We start from the raw sequence: 16,768 nt of genomic DNA, 5'->3' as shown, positions 1-16,768 counted from the left end.
TTTTTACGGCTCGCCCAGGATGGGTACCGGGTTCTCTATCTCCTCCTCGGTCCGCGTCGCCTCGGCGTCCAGCTTGGCGACGGCGTCGGAGTCCACGTACACCGTGGTCTTCTCGCGCAAGCCGTCCATGTAGGACTCGAGCACATCGCGGTACTGCAAGGCGGCCGCCCGCTCTTTCAGCAGGTCGTACCCCACCCCCTCCGGTTTCTGGAACTCGCCGGTGTCAATCCTATCCTTTACCAGGACGATGGCGAAGAGGGTGATGTTACCCTGCCGGTAGGGAATCACCGCGGAGACCTTCCCCAGTGGAATCGCCTGGCAGACAGCCCACAGCTCGGGCTTGAGCCTCGACTGGCCGATGTAGCCCCGGTCGCCGCCCTTGGGCTGGGACACGCCCTGGCTCCAGAGCTGGGCCTCGGCGCGGAAGTTGGAGCCGTCTGGCTTCAGGCGGCTGAGAACCTGCCAGGCGCTCTCTTCGTCGTTGCGCTCGAGCATCCAGACCCAGACCAGCGGCTCCCTGGCCCGGAAATCCTCCTTGTGCTTTTCGTAGAATTCGACGGCCTGGGCCTCCGTCACCGGAGGCAGCCGATCCAGCACCTCCCGCTTGATGAGCGCGGCGCGCAGGAGGGTGATCGCCTGCCGCTCGAGCATCCAGGCCATCTCCTCCTCTTTGTCTATCCCCTGGCGCATGGCCTCCTGGTAGGCGAGCTGGTCCAGGACCCAGCTCTCCACCACGCTCTCCACCGTGGGGAAGACCAGGTTGCCCTGCTTGGCCTCGATCTGCAGGCGTCCGGCCTCGCGGCGGGTCAGGGTGGCGTCGCCCACGCGGGCAACGATGTAATCCTGGTCCCCGACTGGGGAGCCGCCGGTGCAGGATAGAAAGAGCGGTATCAAAAAGAGCAGGGCCGGTTTCAACCTCATGGAACCTCGCAGTGTTACGTAAAGGGGCGTCCTACCCCGGTTGAACGATTTCCAAGCGTTTTTCCCCAGCCAGTCGCCGGGCGCTCGATATTTCGTCGCCGGTCAACTCACCGATCCGCGGCTCCAGGCCGAGGGCCCGGGCGACCTCGCCGGCTAGAAGCTCCTCGAACCCCCTACGGTCGGCTCCCGGGGCGAGTTCCAGCACCGCCGCCGGACGACCGAGGGACGCGGCGCCGGGCAGAAGTTCGATGAGCAGCTCCGACGGCTGGGGCTCCCAGACGACGCTGGTGTGGTGGAGGACCGCCCCGCCTTTTCTACGTTGGGCGCTTCCCGCCACCTTCACCCCGCCCACGGCGACGTCGCACTCGGTGAGCCGGGCGAAGCAGTCGTAGCCGGGACGCAACCTGCGGGGGAGCGGCGGGGCCTCGCCGCCCGCCCCGGCGTTCAGACCCAGGGAACGAATCGCCGCGGCGTGGGCCCCGGATAACAGACGGTAGCTCTCCCGGACGTTGCGGGGCAGGATGCTCGCCGGGCAGACCAGGCAGGCGGTCACGTCGCCGTGGTGGAAAACCGCTCCGCCGCCGGTGACGCGCCGCACCACCTCCACCCCGCGCCGCGCACAGGCTCCGAGGTCCGCCATCCCCGCCGGCTGGAAGTGTCCCAGGCTGATCCCCGGCGGTCGCCAGGAGTAGAGCCGCAGCGTCGGACCGGTCCCACCCCCGATGACCCCCGCTAGGAGGGCCTCGTCCACGGCCATGTTCCACCGGGCGTCGCCGGGCGGGGAGAAAATCACGCGCAGCGTTTCCATTACCCCGGCGGCCAGGCCAGCGCGCGCCCGCCCAGGACGTGGAGGTGTACGTGGGGCACGCTCTGCCCCCCGTCGGCCCCCTGATTCAGAACCAACCGGTAACCGGCGTCGGCGAGCCCAAGCTCGGCGGCCAACCTGACCCCCGTGGTCACCAGGCCGCCCAGGAGCTCCTCGCGCCCCTCCATGTCGGCCACCCCGCCGATGTGCTCCCGGGTGATGACCAGGAAGTGCACCGGCGCCTTGGGGTTGATGTCCCGGAAGGCGTAGTAGCGCTCGTCCTCGAAAACCTTGGCCGAGGGAATCTCCCCGGCGACGATCCGGCAGAAGATGCAATCCCGCATGGAATCTCTCCCAGCTTACCTTTTGAACTCCTCGAGGGCGCCCAGACCGGCCAGGGTCGCCGTCACGGCGGCCACACCCGCCACCTCGCTCCGCAGGAGCCGGTCACCCAGGCTCGCCTCCCGGCAGCCGCGGGCCAGGGCATAGGTCAGCTCGGTGTCGGTGAAGTCGCCCTCGGGTCCGACGACCAGGGCGATGCGTTCCCCCTCGCGCGCGCCGAGGTTTTCCACCAGCCGGTCCAGGGCCGGGGCCCCGCGGCGCGGGGTGAGAATTATTTTGTGGTTGCAGGCACTGCAGTTGGCCGCCGTGGCGAGGTCTACCGGCGCCCCCACCGCCGGGACCACGCTGCGCTCGCAGAGCTTCGTCTCCTCCCAGGCCACCCGGCGCCAGCGCGACAGGAGCTCCGGCAGCCGCTCCGGGTTCGGCCGAGCCACGCTGCGCTCGGAAACCAACGGAATGACGGCGGAAACGCCCAATTCCACCGCCATGTACAGGGCCTCCTCGAAGCGGCGGTGCTTGACCAGGGCCAGGTAGAGGACGATTTTTTGGGGCAACTCGCCCAACCGCTCCGCCGTCTCCTCTATTCCGACGAAAAATCCGTTCGCGGTCAGGCGGAGGATTGTTCCCCGGGCGGTGGTTCCCCGACCGTTGACGAGCGCCAGGGCGTCGCCGGGGCGCAGGCGCCGCACCCGGAGCGCGTGGTGCGCCTCCTCGCCGACGAGCTCCACCCGCCCCCCCGCGGCGAGCTCTTCCTCGCAGCGGAAGCGCGGCAGGAACGCGAAGCGCTCGCCGAGGGTTGACATGCTACAGGGCATCCATCCGCCGACGCGCCCGCTCGGCGCCCTCGGTGTCCCGGTTGGCCTGGTAGGCGGCGATGAGATTGCGGTAGGCCAGCCGCACCGCCTCTTTTCCGGCCTCCCCGGAGCGGCCCTCGGGCTCGAGCTGCACCGCCCGCTCCAGCACGGCGATGGCCCGGGGGTAGTTTTTGACCCGGATGTAGGCCAGGCCCAGGTTGTTGTGCCCCCAGAAGCTGTCGGGCTCGCCCGCGATGTAATTCTCCAGGGCGGTCGCGGCGTCGGCGTAGCGCTCCAGCTCGAAGTACAAATCGCTCAGGTGGAAGTAGCCCTTTACGTTCTCCGGGTTGGCGGAGAGCGCCGCGGCCAGGTAATCCGCGGCCTCGAACAGTCGGCCCGTCGTCTCCGCTTCCTCGGACAGGCCTAAAAGCTCGACGGGCCCGAGGTCCCCGGGAATCGGGGTCGCCGAGCCCGGCAGCTCCAGGGTGGTCGGGGGAGCGGGCGTCCCCTGGGCCGGCGCCGGTGCGTCCAGCGTTAAAAAAGCCCCGAAAACGTAGCCATGTTTTCCGTCGGCGGTGCGCACCTCGTACCAGCGGTCGGTGTCCTCCCCGACGGTCTCCTGGCGCCCCTCGCTCAGAATCTCCACCCGGGCCCGGACGGGCAGTTGGACGATGACCGCCGAATCCACGGTGGGTTCCTCGCGCAGGTTCAGCGGGCCCTCAGCCACCTCGGCGTACCGCTCGGCGGTGGGCACCTCGACGGGGGCGACGGCTCCGCCGTCCGGGGGCGCGGTGAGGTCGAGAGTCTCATCGGCCGGGGGCTCATCCCCGCCGCCACAGGAGGCGAGGAGGAGGGCCGCCAACCCACCGAAAAGCAACGCCTTCCACCGCATAGCCGCTCCTTTACGATTCGTCCGAAGAGATGACCCGGATCAGCGCCCCGTGGATGAGACCGTTCGAGGCCACGGTTTCCAGACCGAAGACGTCGAAGGGGCCGCCGGCGTAATCGCTGACCCTCCCCCCCGCCTCGGGGATGAAGGCCGCGGCCGCCGCCGTGTCCCAGGGGTGGAGCTTGAGCTCCCAGAAGCCGTCGAGCCGTCCGCAGGCCACGTAGCACAGATCGAGGGCCGCCGACCCCAGGCGCCGGATGGCCTGGGTGGCGTAGCTGAACCGGGTGAAGTGGTCCAGGTTGTTGTCCGCGGAAACCCGCAGGTCGTAGGGGAAACCGGTGGCCAGGATGGACCGCTCGAGGTCGGCCTCGGCGCTGACCCGGACCGGACGGTCGTTCAGGTAGGCGCCCAGGCCGACGCCGCCGTGGAAGAGCTCGTCGCGGGAGGGATCGTACACCACCCCGAGCGCCGGCGCCCCCTCGACCAGGAAACCGATCGAGACCGCGTAGATGGGCAACCCGTGGGCGTAGTTGGTCGTGCCGTCCAGGGGGTCCACCAGCCACAGGTGGCGGGGCGGGGGATCGGGTCGGGGAATCCGGCCGCCGGAGGACTCCTCGGCCAGGACGGCGTGGTCTGGAAAGGTCCGGGCGATGCGCCCCAGAATCAGCTCCTCGGCGGCGCTGTCGGCGTCTGTGACGAGGTCTATCTTCCCCTTGTATCGCACGTCGCGGGGCTTGAAGAAGAGGTCGCGCAGGAGCGCCCCGGCCTCCCGGGCGATGTCTATCGCCTCGGCCAGGACGGGCGCCAGGTTCGCCTTCCCCGACGCGGCGGGGCTTTCATCCCCGAAGGGCATGGGGTGGACTCCAGGAGTTTGATCGTCGTGCGGAAAACCGGCTTTCATCCCGGAAAGGCGTGGGGTGGACGCCTTCTTCGTCCGCACCGGCCAACAGACCGGCTTTCATCCCGGAAAGGCGTGGGGTGGACCCTCCAACGCGGTCGGCTTTCAACGGGGAGTTCTCGGAACTTCCCGCCCTACCAGCCCACCGTCCCGGGCGGCGGCTCGGAGGCGGCGAGGAGCCGGGACTGCACGAGATCCAAACGGGGCTGGGGATCGGTCCAGGTCCCGCCCAGATGGAAGGGCACGGCACCCCAGCCGCTCGGGGTGCGGAAGACGAGGACGCCTCGCTCCGACATCCGCCGGGCCACCCCCGGCGGCACCTCGAGGCGCCCGGAAATGTCCAACGCACCCGCCCAGGCCGCCCGGCTGCCGGAGCTTAAAGTAACACGCAGGTCGGGGGAGGTCAAGCGGAGGGCCATTTCACCGGGTCCACCACCGCGGAGGCTCCAGGCGAACTCGAGCCCCGCCCCGGTGAGCGCGGGCGGGTCGGCGCCGGTGTCCGCCCAGCGCCAGAGGGATGTCAAGAACGGCGGCAGCGGCGCCTCCACCCCGGTCGCCGTGAGGTTCAAGGTCAGGGAATCCGGTTCGGCTCCCCGCAGGGTCATCTCCACACTTCCCTCCATCCGCCCGCCGGTGGGCTCCAGACCGGCCTCTTCAGCCCCCAGGACGCGGATGAGCGCGAGGGGGAGGTTCCGGAAGCTCCCCCGGATCCGCTGACCGCCGAGGAGGTCCAGGCGCCAGACGCACCGCGCCCGACCGCCGTCCATATCCAGGGTCAGGTTGGCGGTCCAGCCGGCGGTCGCCCGGCTGACGACGCCGCTCACCCGCCCCAGCGGCGAGTCACCCCAGCGGCAGTCGTCGAGCTCCACCGTCAGGGTCGGGGGCGCGATGAGCGGTCCGAGGTCCAGCAATCCCAGCGGGGGGATGACCTCGCGCAGCCTGAGACAGCCGCGCCAGGCGGAGTCCAGTGCGACACCCTCCCCGGCCAGGGTCGCGCCCCCGTCATCGCCGATGCCGTAATTCAGCCAACCGCCCCCCGTGTCGAAGCGGCAGTCGGCCCGGGGAACGCCGTCCGTCAGAGACAACCCGCCCTCGAGGGACAGGCGCGTCCCATCGGGAAGGCCCAGGGCGACCCCCTCGGCGGTGAGGGAGAGCCGCGGCGCTTGCAGCCTGTGGAAGAGAACCTCGCACCCGACCAGGCCGGACCCCGTGCTGCCCAGGGGGAGCACCGACCGGGCCAGGTGGCGGACGTCCAGGTCGGCGGAGAGGGAAAGCTCGGCGAGCTCGCCGTCCGTTCCGCGGGCCGTTCCCGTATCGGCCAGCCAGGCGGTCCAGTCTCCCCCGTCGTACTCGAAGAAGAAGGGCCCGGAGGAGAACTCCTCGGGCGCCCCCCGCCGGCGCAACCCGAAGCCGGAGCTCCAGACGAGCCAGCGATTTTCGCCGGGCCAACCCAGGCCGCAGACGGTTCCGCCCGCCTGAACCGGATCGCCGCCCCAGAGCCCGGTGAGCTCGGCCGCCTCCAGACGGGGGGAAAAGAAAAAGCCCCCGGAGTCGAGCCGTCCGACGACCAGGCTCCCCTCCGACTCCAGGGTGAGGCAAATCGCCCCACGGGCGAGGTGAAATGACGTGAAAACCTCGAGCTCGCGCCCCCGGCGGGCGAGGACTGCGTCCCCGGCCAGTGTAAGCCGGTCGTCGGCGACGACGCCGTTCCACACACCGAGGAGACGAAGACCCCGACCCAGGTCCAGGGTTCCCCCGAGCGACAGGCCGCTTTTCCCCAGCGCACGCGCCATCCCGGCGAGCGAGGCCAGCTCGTCCACCCCGAGAGCCGCCCCCTCCAGGGCGAACCGGTCGGCCCCCAGGGTCAGCCGCTCGGCGGGGAGCCCGCCCACCTCGACACCGTCCAGGACCAGATTCAGCGCCAGGTCGCGCCCGGCGGCCTCCCAGCTCAGGCCGATGCCCGCGGTCCGCAGATTCTCCCGGAGCTCCCGCGCCTCATCGGCCGCGGGCCAGAGCCAGCCGACGGCCAAGTGCGCCGCCGCCAGCAGTCCCGCGGCGGTCAGTAGGAGGAAGACCGCCAGTCTCTTCGGTGTCTTAAAAAGTGGAAAGGCCATTCACGGCAGCGCCGTTGTAGTGTCGCCGGGGGCGTCACTTCGTTTCGCCGGGACCGTTACTTTTTTCAGCAAAGGTTTTACTTCATTTTAAAAAACCGGGCCGGGCCCGGTGGTAAGTGAAGGTCAACATGCCGCCGCCGCCAACTCAAACCGCAGTTTCACTCCATCTCGGGCAGGTTGAACATGTCGGCGATGGTCCGCCAGCTCTTCCACGCCTCGTCATAGATGAAATCGTTGAGCTTGACCTTGTGGGAGCGGATGTTGGTGATGAGGGCCGGGTAGTCCATGGGTTTGACGCCGAGCTGAAGGCCGCGGAGGAAGACGTGTATTTTGCTGGAGATCAGACCCTCGGGGCGCTCCGGCAGGTAGTCGGAGTCCAGACCCGGAGGCGGTGGTGGCAGCTCCGTGGTGGCGGAAGTATGCCTCGTGGCGTCTATGCGCTCCTGGTCAATTTTTGTCGGCGGCTCGGGGGTCCGGGTCCGGGGCTCCCTCGTCGAGGTGGCCGGCTCCGATTTACCCGGAGGGGCCACATTCGGCTCGGTGGCATGAACTTCCGGTGGAGGCGCGACACTGGCGACGGGAGGCGGGACGGCCTTCGCGGCCGGAGGCGGTGCGACCTTTGCGGCCGGAGGCGCTTCGACGGCGGCCTTCTTCCGGGGGACGATGACCTGGGGCGGAGCCTTCTCCGGCTTCGTCTTCAGGGGCGTTTTTTTCCTCGCGACCTTCCGCTCGAAACCACAGTGGGGGCAGACTTCCAAGCCGGCCTTGACGGTCTGGCCGCACCCGGGACAGGTGACTGTGTTGGAAAGGGTGGACTCTACGACCTGCGCCGACTTCACCGGTTCGCCGCAGTATTTACAGGCGGTGGAGTCAGAGGAGATGGACCGACCGCAGGATTGGCACTCGATTTGTCCCATGAACAAAACCCCAGACCCTGAACGGCACCCCTACTCGCCGCCCATGCTCAGGCTGCGTCTGGCAGCGTTGAGCGTGTTGACGAAGTTCTCCGGCTTGGCCACGTTCGTCATCGAGGCGACGCCGAACTCCCCTTCGCTGGTTATCAGGAGGCGGTTGCCGCTGTTCACGTTGGTGTAAATGTTTACGTTGCCGGAACCGCCGCGCTTCGAGACTATCTCCGCCCGGACGATTTCATTCAAGGGGAGAGCTACGGCCACGTCCTTCGAGTACGACTTCGTCATGACCACCCGGGTGTCGGTCACGGCGTAGAAAGGCTGGGACAGACGCGTGATGTATATATTGACGATGAACGGGATCACGAGAATCCAGAACACCACCATGGATAAGTCCAGATAGATTCCGTAGCTCTCGAACAGGTTGATGATCCGCGAGGTGAAAAAGCCTCCGGCAATGACCAGCGCGATCATCACCCAGGAGAACAGAATGCTGAAGCCGCGTTCCGACCAATGCATCCGCTGCTTCAGGATGATCATCTCCAGTACCGTTTCACCGTTCTTGGCCTTTTCTGCGGCCATTTATCCTCCAGAAGATTCGGTCCTAGGTCGGTGCGGGCCGTCCCGGACGTTGCGCCTGTCCCGTACAGTCCTGCCGCCGCGGTACGGGGTCCGGAACGGTCTGGATCGAGCTCGGAAAACCGGGGGTTAAAGTCAGGTCCTCCAGACCGCCAAGCTCACTACGCTGTCTTGGGACCCGGATACACAGGGGAAAGATTACCAGCTTTTCGGTCCGATGTGAACAGCAATTTCCATACCCCGGTAGTTCCACCGGGAGCGGGCCTGCCGCTCGGTCGTCGGTCGCGTACTCCGCTTTACCCGGGGCATCGCGTGCCGAGGACGCACGCCCGCCGATTCCGCACCGTTTATCGTCACGCCCGCTCGACCGTCACCGTCCAATCCGACCGGTGCGCCTAGAGCCTGGCGTCTATCTCGTCCACGAGGTTCAGGTAGTCGGCGGCGCCGTAAGAGTACGGGGCGTGCTCGAAGATGGTGGAACCGGTGCTCGGGGCCTCGTTTATCTGGGTGTTGGTCCGGATGATGGTCTCGGTCACCAGCTTGCCGAAGTGATCCTTGATCATCCGCAGGATTATCCGGGACATCCGGGTGCGCTTATCGTAGAAGGTGGGGAGCACGCCGAAGACCCGGCCGTTCCCCGTCTCCCTGAACTGGTGGATGGCGTTGACCGTCTCCACCGCCGACAGGGCGGAGAGATAGTCCATCGAGACCGGGACGAGAACGTTGTCGGTGTAGTTGAGCACGTTGTAGGTCAGCACGTCCAGGCTCGGGGCGCAGTCGAAGACGATGAAGTCGCAATCGCGCAGTCGGGCGAAAGCCTTCGAGACGTGGTTGTAGCGATCGGGAGTTTGGCTGAGCTTGCCCGTCACGTCCCACAGGCAGGACCCGCCGGAGGTCATCACCACGAAGTTGTTCCGCAGCCGCACCAGCTTGATTTTCTCGCCGAGGATGAGCTCGGCCAGCCCACCGGTAGGCGCGATGTTGAAGTAGGAGGAGACGCAACCCTGCGGATCGGCGTCCACCAGGACGACCCGCTTGCCGCGCTCGGCCAGGCCGGCGCTCAGGTTGACCGCGGTAGTCGTCTTGCCAGTGCCGCCCTTGGCGATGAATACGCTGAGCTTCTTCACGGTTCCTGAATGTTCTTAATGTGAACCCGAGCCGCCCCGCGACGCCCCTATGGGCCACCGGATGCGGATTAATCCGACAATCCACAAGAGATTTTAATGTAGAATAGATTAACTGTCAATGGATTGCGTCATTCCGTCTTCGCCTCCTCGATCATCCGTTGTATCTCATCTTCCAGCATCTCCTCGGAACTCGCGTTGATTCGGGCTCCCACGGAGCGCAGGATAAAGTCCCCGGCGATGAATAAAAGGGATAGAGCCACGGCGACGAGGGGCAGAACGACGGGACGGCTTTTCCTGAGCGCGACCACGAGCGCGGCGACACCCAGGGCCAGACTGAGAGCGGGCCAGACGACGAAGGGGAGGGTGAATCTGAGCTGGGCCACCAGGGAGCCGGCCTCGTCCCCGAGGGTCAGAGCGGCGCCGGGCCAGACCGAAAGCGGCCCCACTGCGCGGAAACCCATCACCAGGGCCGCCGCCCAGATCGGCCAGACCACGGCGGGCAGTACCGACCGCGCGGCGTGGTCGTTCGATCCCAGGAAGATCATCCCCCGGAGCGCCGTGCGGAAGGGCTTCCCCTCCCCGGAGCGCCGGGCGGAGAAGAGCAGCCGGAGGAAAACGGCGCAGGTGACGACGGCGGCCAGTGCGGGCCAGAACCAGGGCTCGAGGTAAACCTCGAAGAAGACAGGCACCAGGTAATTCGCGGCCACGGGGAGGTCGAGGAGCGCCGCGGTGAGGGCGGCCGTCCCCAGCGCCCGGGTCGTGTATCTGCGACGGCGTAGCCGTAAATCCTCTCCCGTCATACAGACCTCCTCTCACTCACCCACAATTTCACGGTTCCGCGCCCCTTCGGCCGCGCCCTCGACCTCGCGCTCGCAACCACCGAAGGCGCCGGTGAGCAACAGGGTCAGCGTCAGAGCGAAAACGGCGAGGGCCACGGTCCACCAGCCGAAAAAGCGGACCGCCTTTGGCCAGGCTTCCCCGAAGCGGCCCCTCCCCACGATGAGAAAAGCGGCTCCGGAGACGAGAGAAAGGGACAAAAGGACCACGCCCCAGGCCGTGGTGAAGGGAAGGAGCCCCAGGAGGGCCCCGAGAGCCGCCAGAAAGAGGGAGCCGAGGGACCAGAAGCGGATGAGCCAAGCCTTTGCCACGTAAAAAGCTTAACCCGGAGCCTCCCCCCTGTCAAGCGTTCGGGTTTGCCAACGGCGACCGGCTGGGCTATAATGGACTTGCGGTCGGTCACGGCTCCTTTCCACTAAAAAAGCCAGGGGGAGGGTCTTTGAAAAAGGGTATCCTTGGAATCTTCGGTCGCAAGGGCGGCCGACGTTTGAGGATTTTAGCCACCACCTCGGGAAGCGTCCCGGCGCGGCACAAGGGCGCCTACATCATCCACGTGGCCGAGCACCTCGGCGCCGAGCTGCTGGTCCTCCACGTCATCGAGGACGAGAGCCGGTGGCAGGACGGGGACTGGGCCCTATCCCTGTACGACGTCAAGGGGGCCAAGATAAACGTCCGCACGCTCCTGCGCATCGGTCGCGCACCCCAGGTCATCGCCCAGGTCGCCGCCGAGGAGGAGGCCGACATCATCACCCTCGGACTGGGACCCGACGACAACGCCCCCGACGAGGTCATCACGGAGCTGTCGCGGCTGACCAACGTCCCCATCCTTCTGGTTCCCAGCCTGGAGGATTTCTAAAATCCGTCCCCCGTCATGAACCGACCCGTATCCAATAATAAAAAACGAGAAGGGTCGGCCGGGCCCGTGGCCGGTCGTTTCCGTAGGCGCACGACCCCGGCGCTACTCGCGTCCACTTTTTTCGTCTTTCTCCTGGTCGCCGGGTGCACCAGGGATGAACCGCCGGTCGCCCACGGCGGATCCCAGACCGGCTCCGCTCCGTCGGAAGTCACCCTCCATCTGTGGGATACGCAGGCCGACCTGGATCGGGTCGAGGAGCGGCTCGAGGATTCCCGCTACCCCCTGGCGGCCATCGTCAACCCCGACCCCAACCAGTACGGCGCCGACGGCGGTCGGGCGCTGCGCTGCGACCTCGTGGGGGTGGACCTCTTGTTCTGGACCTTCGACGACGAATCGAAGGCCCGGGAGGCCGGGGAGCGCTGGGAAGGCGGGGACGGTCCCCCGCTGCGGTGGACCGTCTCGGGAAACCTGCTGCTGGTGCTCTTCGCCGACGACGATTTCACCGGTGTCTCCGCGGAGGCGACCGGAGAGCTCATGCAAATTTTCGCCGCCGTGGGCGACGGCGCAACGGGGGGTGAGGGATGAGCCTCTGGTCGGCGGCCGTGGTGATCGGCTTTCTGGGGTGGATCGGCTGCGCCTTCGGATTCCTGCGCCGGGCCGTGACGCCCGAGGTGAAGTTCATCGGCCCGAAGGCGCTCTTCTGGGGCGGGCTGCTGCTGGCGTTCTGGGCGTTGTGGATCGTGGGGCTGGTCAACGCCTGAGGGGCCGGGTGAGCGGTGATTCGGCGGGCGGGTGCGGGTACCCGCCTTTACGTAAACCGCGAAACAGACCCGTAGGGGCGACCGGTAGGACGAGTCCTCCACGGTCGCCCGCAAGAAAATCGCCGATTCCCATCACGGCAACCGCAGCTCGAAGACCATCTGCCGCGTGAACCCCTCGGGGACCCGGAACCCGGCCGAGAGGAATTTCTCCACAAACCTCTCCGGGACGGCGCCTCCGACCTCCGTCCGCCCCATCTCCACGGCCAGCGGCCCCAGGCATGGCAGGAGGCTCCCGACCGCTTCCGGCGGGCCCGCGACCAGGTTCAGGTCCAGGTCCCCGTCGTACTGCGAGCTGGGGTTGGAGACCAGTGCCGCCTCGACGACTCCGGCGCCGCCCCGGGCCAGAATCCGCGCCCCGGCCAGCTCCTCCGAAAGTGTGGGCGCCGTGGCCGTCCGGTGGTGCCAGCCCCGGGGCAGGAGCCCGGCGTAGTCCCCCCGGCAGGCCTTGAGTAAAAATTCGAGCAACCCGGGCTCACCGGGCTTCGCCTCCCGGGCGCCGTTCCGCGCCAGCGCCTCCTCCAGCGGCCCGGGACTTTCCCCCCCGTAGCTCCGGTCGAGGAAGGGGAGGTTTAAAATTTCGGTAAAACCGTCCCGGCGGGCCAGCGGCACCGAGCGGTTGGTGTCGGCGGTGCAGAAGCGGACCACCCCGCGCGCGCGCCGGCGCAGCTCCTCCATCGTGGCCCGGTGCAGGAGCCTGCCGTAACCCTTCCCCTGCCTTCCGGGCGCCACGCGCAGGCCCTCGAGCCACCAGTCGTCGGCGCCCAGCCGCTTGATCCGCGACATCCCGACGAGGGCGCCTCCCACGACTCCCACGTAGACCCCGCCCTCGGCGATCCAGCGGTCAATGGCCCGCATCAGGTAGTCGCGGCCCTCCCAGATGTCGCGGCAGATTTCACGGACGCGCTCGGCGTCTTCGGGACCGGCGGGTCGGAACTCCACTTCCCCTCCTCGGGTGTGGCGGTGGGTTCACCTCTCCGCTATAATAGCCCACCGGGCACCCGATAGAAAAGGATTTCGATGACCGACGGTCCGCCGGTAAGTCGCGAGGAGAGGGTCCTGCGCTGCCCGTACTGCCGGCGCGCGAGCTACCCGACCCGCCCTCAGCCCCGGGTGCGCTGCGCCTGGTGCGGGCGGGGGTTCAACGTGGAGCCGCTGGTCGAGGAGCCCTGGTACGACCAGGCGGTCAAGGACCTGACCCGGGTCCTGGAGATAAAAAAAGACCTCCACCTGGCCTACCACAACCTGGGGCTGGCCTACTCCGAAACCGGGCTCTACGACCGGGCCATCGAGGTTTTGGAACAGGAGCTCGAGCTCAACCCCGGGGACGCCGACACCCATTACCTCCTGGGGATGACCTACGCCGCGGTCACGACGAACTACGCCCGGGGAATCGAGCACTTGGAGGCGTACCTCCGGCTGCGTGCCGACGCCGTGGAGGGGGAGCGTATCCGGGCTCTTCTGGGGCGCCTGCGCGGCCTGGAGCGGAACGGCGCCGGGGGTTGAGCCGTGGCGCGGTACGGGGCTTGCCATGCCGTAGGGCGGTCCTTCTACGGGCCGCCGCTTTCGGGATAATTCCGGCCTTTTTTTCTAATGTAGCCCTCACCCATAACCCCTCTACCACGGGGAGAGGGAAACCGATGCGCCCCTCACCCCGGTTTGCGATGACGTAGGGGCGGGTGTCCACACCCGCCCGCGGGCCGACCTGAAGGTCGGCCCCTACGAGTTACAATCGAACGGGCGACCGTGGACGGTCGCCCCTACGGGTTTGATTCGCGGTCTCGGGCCGACCGCATGTCGGCCCTTTTTTCTAATGCAGCCCTCACCCCGGTCCCGTCGGCGCGCCGCTCCCACGGGGAGAGGGGGACCGCCACGACTCTCACCCCGACCCGCAGGCGGCCCTCTTCCCCCAATAAAAAGGGACCCCTTGGGATCCCTCTTTATTATCAACGGTCGGACTTAGGGGGTCGGGCCCCAGACGCCGCCGCCGCCACCGCCGCCGCTGCTGGTGGTCGTCTTGAAGGTGAAGGTCTTGCTCCAGTCGCCGACGACGACCTTGACCTTGACGGTGCCGGACTTGGGGGTAACCAGGATGTCAATGCCGTCGGTGTCGCCGGCCTTGATCGAGGCGCGCCACTTGATCTCCTTGGGGCCGTTCTTGGTCACCGAGTCGTCCTTGCCCTGGGCGTACTGGCCGCCCTTCTCCCAGTTGACCCAGTTCTCGACCTTGATGGTCGCGTCGCCCGAGATGACGGTGGCGGTGCCGTCGAAGCTCTCGAAGGGGGTGGTGTCGTACTTGTCCAGATTCCCCCAGCGGACCAGGATGATCATGTCTTTGGTCCAGGCGTTGGCGCGGTTGGTGCCGGTGGTCGTGGTCACGTGAACGGTCGCGGAGGCAGAGCTGCCGGGGCTCCAGACACTGGTGGTGGCGCGCAGGGAGTCGGTTACGACCTTCCCGGCCTTGAGCTGGAACTCGCCGTACCAATCGCCCACCTTGACGTGGATTGCCGTGTCGCGGTCGCTGACGATGCGGACTGTCAGGCCGTCGGTGGCGCCCAGGGTGCTGGCGCGCCATTCGACGTAGTCCGGGCCCTCGTTGGTGACCTTGTCGTCGCAGCCGATGCGGTACGCGCCGCCGGAATCGAACATGCGCACGTCGGTTACGGCAATCTCACCGTGCTCCGGGTCCACGAAGCCGTCGAAGGCGTGGAAACCGACGCCGGACACCTCGTTGATGTTCCCCCACTCCAGGAAGATGGTGGTGACGGCCTTGCCGCCCTCGAGCTCCTGGGTGGAGCGCTGCTCGACCTTGATCATGTTGCCGGTGGTGTCTATCTGCGCCGTGACGGCGAGGGCTCCGGATATGAGGCCCAGAGCCAGAAGAATGACGAAGAGGCGTTTCATTGGAGGTCCTTTCGTTCTGCCCCCTCGGGGGGATAGCTTGGACTAGCGTTGACAGGCGAATTGACTAATAGTAGCAGCTTTTCACTCCGATTTCAAGAAAATCGTCGGGGCGAGCGTGAATCGGCGACTACCAACGGTGCGGCCGAAGGCCCGGTCGTGGGAGACGAAGAGCACCGTCCCCGGATACCGCGCCAGCGCCCCCTCCAGGGCCTCGATTGACGCGAGGTCCAGGTGGGCCGTCGGCTCGTCCAGGATGAGGAGGTTGGCGTCGGTGGCGGAGACGACGGCCAGGAAGAGCCGGGCGCGCTCGCCGCCCGAGAGGGAGGCCACCGGCTTCTCCGCCTCCTCGCGCCGGAAGAGGAGCCTGGCCAGGAGGTAGCGTATCCCGTTGCGGGTGAGCTCGGTGCTCCGGCGCAGCGCACAGAAGACCGTCCCGGAGGCGGGCAGTCCCAGGGAGCGCTGGTCGGCGTGGAAGGCGCGCACGTTGAGGCCCAGCCCCGCCGCGCCGCCCGCCGGTTTAAGCTCGCTCAACAGGAGGCGCAGGAGGGTCGTTTTTCCCGAGCCGTTGGGGCCGGTGAGCTGGACCCGCTCGCCGCGGTACAGGGTGAAATCGAGGCCGTGGAAGAGCTCGGCGCCGCCGGGGTGGGCGAAGCGTAGATTTTCCGCCCGGGCGATGACCTCGCCGGCGCGGGCGGGCGAGTTCAACGGCGGCCTGATTTTCAGCCCGTAGGTCTTGGGCTGGACCAGCCGGTCGGATTCGAGGCGGGCGACGCGGCGCTTGACGGTCCGGGCGGTGCGGGCCACCTTGGCCGCGCGGCGGCTGAAGGTGTCCGAGCCGGCCCGGTTGGCGTGGGCCGTGCCGGTGAATCCTCCCCCCTCCATCCGGTGCAGGAGCCCCAGCCTCCGGTTCAGCCCCTCGAGGAGCTTTTTCCGCTCGCGCTTGGCCTGGTGGAAATCCTCCCAGGCGGCGGCGATTTCCTCCTCGCGCCGGCGGCGGTAATCCGTGTAACCGCCGTGGTAGCGCCGCAGGAGCCCGTCCTCCAGCTCCAGAATCCCCCCCACCGCGGCGTCGAGGAATGCGCGGTCGTGGCTGACCGCGATGAAGGCCCTGCCGTAGCGCGAGAGAAATTTCTCCGCCTCGGCCAGGCCGTCCACGTCGAGGAAGTTGGTCGGCTCGTCCAGGAGCAGAAGGTCCGGCTCCCCGGCCAACAGGAGGGCGAGATCGAAGCGGGCCAGCTCGCCGCCGGAGAGCTCGAGCGCCGGGCGCTCCAGCCGCTCCGGGGTCAGGCCCAGCCGCCGGGTGAGGCGGGAGACGCGCTCGACCTTCTCGTAGCCACTCCGGGCCACCAGCTCGTCCACCGCGCCGGTGTCGCCGGTCAGGCTTCTTTCCCAAAGCGCGCCCAAGGTCCGTTCCAGGCGGTCCAGGCCGCGCACGAGGAGCGAACGCCTGCTTTCATCTCCGTCGGTCCCCGAGCGCCAGGCCTCCTCGGCCGCCCCCTGCTCCAGGTAGGCCGCGGTCGCGTCGCCCGCCAGGGCCACCGTGCCGGAGTCCGGGGTCAGGAGGCCCGCAGCGATTCGCAGGAGCGTGGATTTGCCGCTGCCGTTTATCCCGACCAGGCCAAGGCGGTCCCGGCGGCCCACGGACAGGTCCAGGCCGCGCAGGACCTCCGCGGGTCCGAAGGATTTGCGGATGGCGTGGAGTTGCAGCATTTTTTCCCTGCAAAGAAAAAGGGGCGGCCGGGTTCGCCGACCGCCCCAGAGGTTCAGTTGTTTTATAAATACGGCGCGAAGCGCACCGCGTTTTTTTTAAACGCGGTTGAACCGGGAGGTCGGGTCGGGTCGCGCCTTAGAACATCGGGCGGGGTTCCCTTGGTTGAGTCGTCATCCACCGTCGGAAGGAGGCACGGATAGAGTATAGTCGAACCGGCGGGATTCGGCAAGGAGAGGCGGGCGGGTGTGGACACCCGCCCCAA

19 protein-coding genes are annotated in these 16,768 nt (G+C 67.5%); 4 read left to right on the top strand and 15 right to left on the bottom strand.

What is annotated here, in order from left to right; all coding sequences use genetic code 11:
- Positions 1 to 3: 3 nt before the first annotated feature.
- The 12 genes from VM054_11175 to VM054_11120 all read right to left on the bottom strand — a co-directional run bounded on the left by VM054_11175 (position 4) and on the right by VM054_11120 (position 10,528).
- Positions 4 to 921: a peptidylprolyl isomerase gene (locus tag VM054_11175; GenBank protein HUT99620.1), complete on the bottom strand. Its 918-nt coding sequence runs from the start codon at positions 919 to 921 to the stop codon at positions 4 to 6.
- A gap of 31 nt (positions 922 to 952) precedes the next feature.
- The gene (locus VM054_11170) at positions 953 to 1,729 is read right to left on the bottom strand and encodes a biotin/lipoate A/B protein ligase family protein (GenBank protein ID HUT99619.1); all 777 of its coding nucleotides are present in this window, start codon (positions 1,727 to 1,729) and stop codon (positions 953 to 955) included.
- Positions 1,729 to 2,070 carry a histidine triad nucleotide-binding protein gene (locus tag VM054_11165; protein ID HUT99618.1) on the bottom strand — a complete coding sequence of 114 codons (342 nt, stop codon included), beginning with the start codon at positions 2,068 to 2,070 and terminating at the stop codon, positions 1,729 to 1,731. Before VM054_11165 ends, VM054_11170 begins: the two co-directional genes overlap by 1 nt.
- A gap of 15 nt (positions 2,071 to 2,085) precedes the next feature.
- The gene (locus VM054_11160; protein HUT99617.1) at positions 2,086 to 2,883 is read right to left on the bottom strand and encodes an RsmE family RNA methyltransferase; all 798 of its coding nucleotides are present in this window, start codon (positions 2,881 to 2,883) and stop codon (positions 2,086 to 2,088) included.
- A complete protein-coding gene (locus VM054_11155; protein HUT99616.1) occupies positions 2,873 to 3,754 on the bottom strand; it encodes a tetratricopeptide repeat protein in 882 nt (293 codons plus the stop codon). The genes VM054_11160 and VM054_11155 overlap by 11 nt, the downstream gene beginning before the upstream one ends.
- A gap of 10 nt (positions 3,755 to 3,764) precedes the next feature.
- The gene (locus VM054_11150; protein HUT99615.1) at positions 3,765 to 4,604 is read right to left on the bottom strand and encodes an inositol monophosphatase family protein; all 840 of its coding nucleotides are present in this window, start codon (positions 4,602 to 4,604) and stop codon (positions 3,765 to 3,767) included.
- A gap of 179 nt (positions 4,605 to 4,783) precedes the next feature.
- Positions 4,784 to 6,763, bottom strand: a complete 1,980-nt coding sequence (locus VM054_11145; GenBank protein HUT99614.1) for a hypothetical protein — start codon at positions 6,761 to 6,763, stop codon at positions 4,784 to 4,786.
- A 158-nt stretch (positions 6,764 to 6,921) separates the two neighbouring features.
- Positions 6,922 to 7,680 (bottom strand): zinc ribbon domain-containing protein, encoded by a 759-nt coding sequence (locus tag VM054_11140; GenBank protein HUT99613.1) that lies wholly within the window; start codon positions 7,678 to 7,680, stop codon positions 6,922 to 6,924.
- Positions 7,681 to 7,710: 30 nt separating this feature from the next.
- Complete coding sequence (locus tag VM054_11135) at positions 7,711 to 8,256, bottom strand: hypothetical protein (protein HUT99612.1); 546 nt, start codon at positions 8,254 to 8,256, stop codon at positions 7,711 to 7,713.
- A 392-nt stretch (positions 8,257 to 8,648) separates the two neighbouring features.
- Positions 8,649 to 9,380, bottom strand: a complete 732-nt coding sequence (locus tag VM054_11130; protein ID HUT99611.1) for a ParA family protein — start codon at positions 9,378 to 9,380, stop codon at positions 8,649 to 8,651.
- 128 nt (positions 9,381 to 9,508) lie between these two features.
- The gene (locus VM054_11125) at positions 9,509 to 10,180 is read right to left on the bottom strand and encodes a hypothetical protein (GenBank protein ID HUT99610.1); all 672 of its coding nucleotides are present in this window, start codon (positions 10,178 to 10,180) and stop codon (positions 9,509 to 9,511) included.
- Positions 10,181 to 10,192: 12 nt separating this feature from the next.
- Positions 10,193 to 10,528 carry a hypothetical protein gene (locus VM054_11120; protein ID HUT99609.1) on the bottom strand — a complete coding sequence of 112 codons (336 nt, stop codon included), beginning with the start codon at positions 10,526 to 10,528 and terminating at the stop codon, positions 10,193 to 10,195.
- Positions 10,529 to 10,656: 128 nt separating this feature from the next.
- Between VM054_11120 and VM054_11115 the strand changes: the two genes are divergently transcribed.
- The 3 genes from VM054_11115 to VM054_11105 all read left to right on the top strand — a co-directional run bounded on the left by VM054_11115 (position 10,657) and on the right by VM054_11105 (position 11,834).
- Positions 10,657 to 11,073, top strand: coding sequence for a universal stress protein (locus tag VM054_11115; protein ID HUT99608.1), 417 nt, complete (start codon positions 10,657 to 10,659; stop codon positions 11,071 to 11,073).
- 66 nt (positions 11,074 to 11,139) lie between these two features.
- Positions 11,140 to 11,658: a hypothetical protein gene (locus tag VM054_11110; GenBank protein ID HUT99607.1), complete on the top strand. Its 519-nt coding sequence runs from the start codon at positions 11,140 to 11,142 to the stop codon at positions 11,656 to 11,658.
- Positions 11,655 to 11,834, top strand: coding sequence for a hypothetical protein (locus VM054_11105; protein ID HUT99606.1), 180 nt, complete (start codon positions 11,655 to 11,657; stop codon positions 11,832 to 11,834). Before VM054_11110 ends, VM054_11105 begins: the two co-directional genes overlap by 4 nt.
- Positions 11,835 to 11,966: 132 nt before the next feature.
- On the opposite strand, the gene VM054_11100 is transcribed toward VM054_11105, so the two are convergent.
- Entirely contained in the window at positions 11,967 to 12,833 is an 867-nt protein-coding gene (locus VM054_11100; protein ID HUT99605.1) for a GNAT family N-acetyltransferase, read from the bottom strand.
- 78 nt (positions 12,834 to 12,911) lie between these two features.
- Here VM054_11100 and VM054_11095 point away from each other — a divergent pair, with 78 nt between their 5' ends.
- Positions 12,912 to 13,397, top strand: a complete 486-nt coding sequence (locus tag VM054_11095) for a tetratricopeptide repeat protein (protein HUT99604.1) — start codon at positions 12,912 to 12,914, stop codon at positions 13,395 to 13,397.
- Between the two features lie 453 nt (positions 13,398 to 13,850).
- On the opposite strand, the gene VM054_11090 is transcribed toward VM054_11095, so the two are convergent.
- Positions 13,851 to 14,795 carry a hypothetical protein gene (locus VM054_11090; protein HUT99603.1) on the bottom strand — a complete coding sequence of 315 codons (945 nt, stop codon included), beginning with the start codon at positions 14,793 to 14,795 and terminating at the stop codon, positions 13,851 to 13,853.
- Between the two features lie 81 nt (positions 14,796 to 14,876).
- Positions 14,877 to 16,505, bottom strand: coding sequence for an ABC-F family ATP-binding cassette domain-containing protein (locus VM054_11085; protein HUT99602.1), 1,629 nt, complete (start codon positions 16,503 to 16,505; stop codon positions 14,877 to 14,879).
- Positions 16,506 to 16,768 lie beyond the last annotated feature (263 nt).

The sequence above is a fragment of the bacterium genome, from assembly GCA_035528375.1.
Lineage (GTDB): Bacteria > RBG-13-66-14 > RBG-13-66-14 > RBG-13-66-14 > RBG-13-66-14 > RBG-13-66-14.
This window is presented reverse-complemented; position numbering and strand designations above follow the sequence as displayed.